The organism is Actinomycetota bacterium (assembly GCA_036280995.1).
Taxonomy (GTDB): Bacteria; Actinomycetota; CALGFH01; order CALGFH01; family CALGFH01; genus CALGFH01.
The window spans coordinates 1-3400 of record DASUPQ010000012.1; the positions used below are offsets into that span (position 1 = coordinate 1).

The following is a 3400-nucleotide window of genomic DNA, read 5'->3' on the forward strand; positions in this document are numbered from 1 at the left end:
CACCTCGTCCCGCAGCCGCCGCCAGCCCTCCGGGTGGGTCGAGAGCAGGTACCAGGTCCAGGTCAGGGCCGAGGCGATGGTGGCGTGGCCGGCGATGAAGAAGCTGATCGTCTCGTCGCGGACCTGCTTGTCGGTCAGGCCGGCCCCGGTCTCGTCGTCGGTGACCTCGACCAGCATGCTGACCAGGTCGTCCCCGCCGGGCGAGCGCCGCCGCTCGGCGATCAGGGGGTACAGGATCGAGTCGAGCAGGGCCAGGCGGCGCTCGAAGCGCCGGGTCGACGGCAGCGGCAGCCGGGCGGTGTCGACCACCGAGGTCAGGGCCGAGTTGGCGAAGGCCAGGATGTCGCCGACGGCCGGCCCGACCCGGTCCAGGTCGCGCCGCCAGTCGGTCTGGAACAGGGAGGCGGCCAGGTTGGCCAGGCTGATCCTGACCATCTCCGGCTCGACGTCGAGCGGCCGCCCGCTGTCGGCGTGGCCGGCCCAGGAGTCGAGCACCTCGGTGGTGGCCTCGACGAACTGGCGGCCGTAGCCCTCGAGGGAGTGACGCCGGAAGGCCGGCTGGGCCATGCGCCGGGAGCGGACCCAGCCGGCGCCCTCGGCCCCGACCAGGCCGCCGCCCACGATCGCCTGGAGCCGGTCGCGCACGAACGGCGGTACAGGGTCAAGGGGCCGCGGAACCGGACCGTGTCGCCGTAGCGCCGCCAGGCGTCGAGGAACGCGTGCACGTCGTCCCGGCGGATCTCGGGGATGCTGCCGAGGAGGTTCCCCCGGGGCCCGGGCGGCGCCGTGGCCGGTCACGGCTTCGCGATACGATCCGGGGATGCGCCTCGTGATCGCCCGCTGCAGCGTCGACTACACGGGCCGGCTCAGCGCCCACCTCCCCCTCGCGACCCGGCTGCTGCTGGTCAAGGCGGACGGCTCGGTGCTGGTCCACTCCGACGGCGGGGCCTACAAGCCGCTCAACTGGATGTCGGCGCCGTGCACCCTGGTCCAGGAGCCCGAGGTCTGGAGGGTCAGCAACCGGACCGGCGAGTCCATGACCATCCACATCGAGGAGATCCTGCACGACTCCTCCCACGACCTCGGGGTCGACCCGGGGCTGGTCAAGGACGGGGTCGAGCGCCACCTCCAGGAGCTGCTGGCCGACCGCTGCACCGTCCTCGGCGAGGGCTGGTCGCTGGTGCGGCGCGAGTACCCCACCGACATCGGCCCGGTGGACCTGCTCTGCCGCGACGACCAGGGCGGCTACGTCGCCGTGGAGATCAAGCGACGCGGCGAGATCGACGGCCTGGAGCAGCTCGGCCGCTACCTGGAGCGCCTCCGACCCGCCCTCGGCGCCGTCCGCGGCGTGCTCGCCGCCCAGGCCTTCACCCAGCAGGCCCGGACCCTGGCCGCGGCCCGCGGCATCAACTGCGTCGCCCTCGACTACGACGCCCTCCGCGGCATGGAACCGAACACGCCGACGCTGTTCTAGCCGCCCGGCCGCCTACTCGGTGCGGGCGAACCGCGCCACCGCCAGGCCCAGCAGGGTCAGGCAGGTGACGACCACGACCGCCACCTGGACCACGAGAGGCACCTGCCAGCCGCCCCAGGTGATGCCCGGGTCGAAGGTGGCCCGCGCCGCCGGGGTCAGGTCCAGGTGGTCGAAGACCACCGACCGGATCGACTCGACCGCGTAGGTCATGGGGTTGAGGGTGGTCGCCAGCTTCAGCCAGGCCGGCAGGCCGGACAGGGGGAACAGGGCTCCGGAGAGGAACATGAGCGGCGTGATGGTGAGCTGGACCAGCGGCATGGCCGACTGGATCTGCTTGACCCGGGCGGCCAGGACCACCCCGAGGGCGCAGATCATGAAGGCCATGAGGAACACCAGGACGACCAGTTCGAGCATCATCACCGGGTCGTAGGGGACGTCGACGAGCCCGGCCAGGGCGAGGATGACCAGGCTCTGGAGGGTGGCCACGGTGGCCCCGCCCAGGCACTTGCCGGTCAGGATGGCCGTGGTGCCGACCGGGGCCACCAGCATCTCCCGCAGGAAGCCGAACTCCCGGTCCCAGACCATCGAGATGCCGGCGAAGGCCGCCGTGAACAGCACCGACATGGCCAGCACGCCCGGGAACAGGAAGGTCCGGAAGTCGAGGTCGCCGGTGCTCATCAGCGACGACAGGCCGGTGCCGAGGACGAACAGGAACAGCACCGGCTGGATCAGCGAGGAGACGATCCGCGACCGGTCGCGGCCGAAGCGGATCATCTCGCGCTGCCAGACGACCGTCGCCGCCCGGACCTGGTGGCGCAGGCCGGCGGCGGGGACTTGGACGGCCGCCACCGGGGCGCCGGAGTCGATCGCCATGGGGCTCACCTCCCCCTGGCCGCGAGGGCCATCGGGTGCATCGGACCGGCCGCCTCGGCGTCGCGGATGGTCGTGCCGGTGTAGGACAGGAACACGTCGTCGAGGGTGGGCCGGGTCACCGTGACCGAGTCGACGGGCACGTCGATCCCGGCGAACAGCCGGGGGACGAACGCCGCTCCCCCGTCCACCGCGAAGGTCACCGCGCCCTCGTGCACGGCCGCCTCCAGCCCGAACCGGTCGCGCAGCTCGGCGATGGCCCGCTCGTGGTCCGGGGTGGTGAGCTGGACCCGGTCCTTGCCGATCCCCGACTTGAGGGCGGCCGGGGTGTCCAGGGCCACGATCTGGCCCTCGTTGATGATGGCGATGCGGTCGCAGTGCTCGGCCTCGTCCATGTAGTGGGTGGTGACGAACACCGTGATCTGCTCGCGGCGGTGCAGCTCGGCGATGTACTCCCAGATCGACGCCCGGGTCTTGGGGTCCAGCCCGATGGTCGGCTCGTCCAGGAACAGCACCCGCGGCGAGTGCAGCAGGCCCCTGGCGATCTCCAGCCGCCGCCGCATGCCGCCCGAGAAGGTCTGGACGAGATCGCCCCGCCGCTCCCACAGGCCGACCATGGTCAGCACCTCGCGCCGGCGGCTGGCCGCGGTGGCCCGGTCGACGCCGTACAGCTCCCCGTGGAACCTGAGGTTCTGCTCGGCCGTCAGGTAGGTGTCGAGGGTCGGCTCCTGGAAGACGAGGCCGATGTGGCGGCGGACCTGGTTGCGCTGGCGGGCGACGTCGAAGCCGGCCACCGTGGCCGACCCGGCCGTGGCGTCGACCAGCGTGCACAGGATCTTGATGGTGGTCGACTTGCCGGCCCCGTTGGGCCCGAGGAAGCCGAAGGTCTCCCCCGGGCGCACGTCCAGGTCGATGCCGGCCACGGCCTCGACCTGCTTGAAACGCTTGACCAGTCCCCGGATGGTGATGGCCGCCGCGGAGTTCTCCATTGGCACCTCACTTCTCTAACGTTGTTCGGGATGCTACTCTAACAACGTTAGAGCGGCAAGCGGGAGG

The 3400-nt window shown here is 71.8% G+C and carries 4 protein-coding genes; 1 reads left to right on the forward strand and 3 read right to left on the reverse strand.

Features of this window, described 5'->3' with window-relative positions; translation table 11 throughout:
• On the reverse strand, positions 1-645 hold a 645-nt coding region (locus tag VF468_00320), incomplete at its 3' end, for a cytochrome P450 (GenBank protein HEX5876771.1).
• Positions 646-820: 175 nt separating this feature from the next.
• On the opposite strand from VF468_00320, the gene nucS reads away from it, so the two are divergent.
• Positions 821-1474 (forward strand): endonuclease NucS, encoded by a 654-nt coding sequence (nucS, locus tag VF468_00325; GenBank protein ID HEX5876772.1) that lies wholly within the window; start codon positions 821-823, stop codon positions 1472-1474.
• Between the two features lie 12 nt (positions 1475-1486).
• On the opposite strand, the gene VF468_00330 is transcribed toward nucS, so the two are convergent.
• Together VF468_00330 and VF468_00335 are read right to left on the reverse strand one after the other, a co-directional pair.
• The gene (locus VF468_00330) at positions 1487-2347 is read right to left on the reverse strand and encodes an ABC transporter permease (protein HEX5876773.1); all 861 of its coding nucleotides are present in this window, start codon (positions 2345-2347) and stop codon (positions 1487-1489) included.
• A gap of 5 nt (positions 2348-2352) precedes the next feature.
• A complete protein-coding gene (locus VF468_00335; GenBank protein HEX5876774.1) occupies positions 2353-3333 on the reverse strand; it encodes an ABC transporter ATP-binding protein in 981 nt (326 codons plus the stop codon).
• Positions 3334-3400: the final 67 nt, after the last annotated feature.

Coding starts and splice junctions, on each gene's coding strand:
- VF468_00335 (HEX5876774.1), bottom strand. CDS start 3,333: ATGGAGAACTCCGCGGCGGCCATCACCATCCGGGGACTGGTCAAGCGT.
- nucS (HEX5876772.1), top strand. CDS start 821: ATGCGCCTCGTGATCGCCCGCTGCAGCGTCGACTACACGGGCCGGCTC.
- VF468_00330 (HEX5876773.1), bottom strand. CDS start 2,347: ATGGCGATCGACTCCGGCGCCCCGGTGGCGGCCGTCCAAGTCCCCGCC.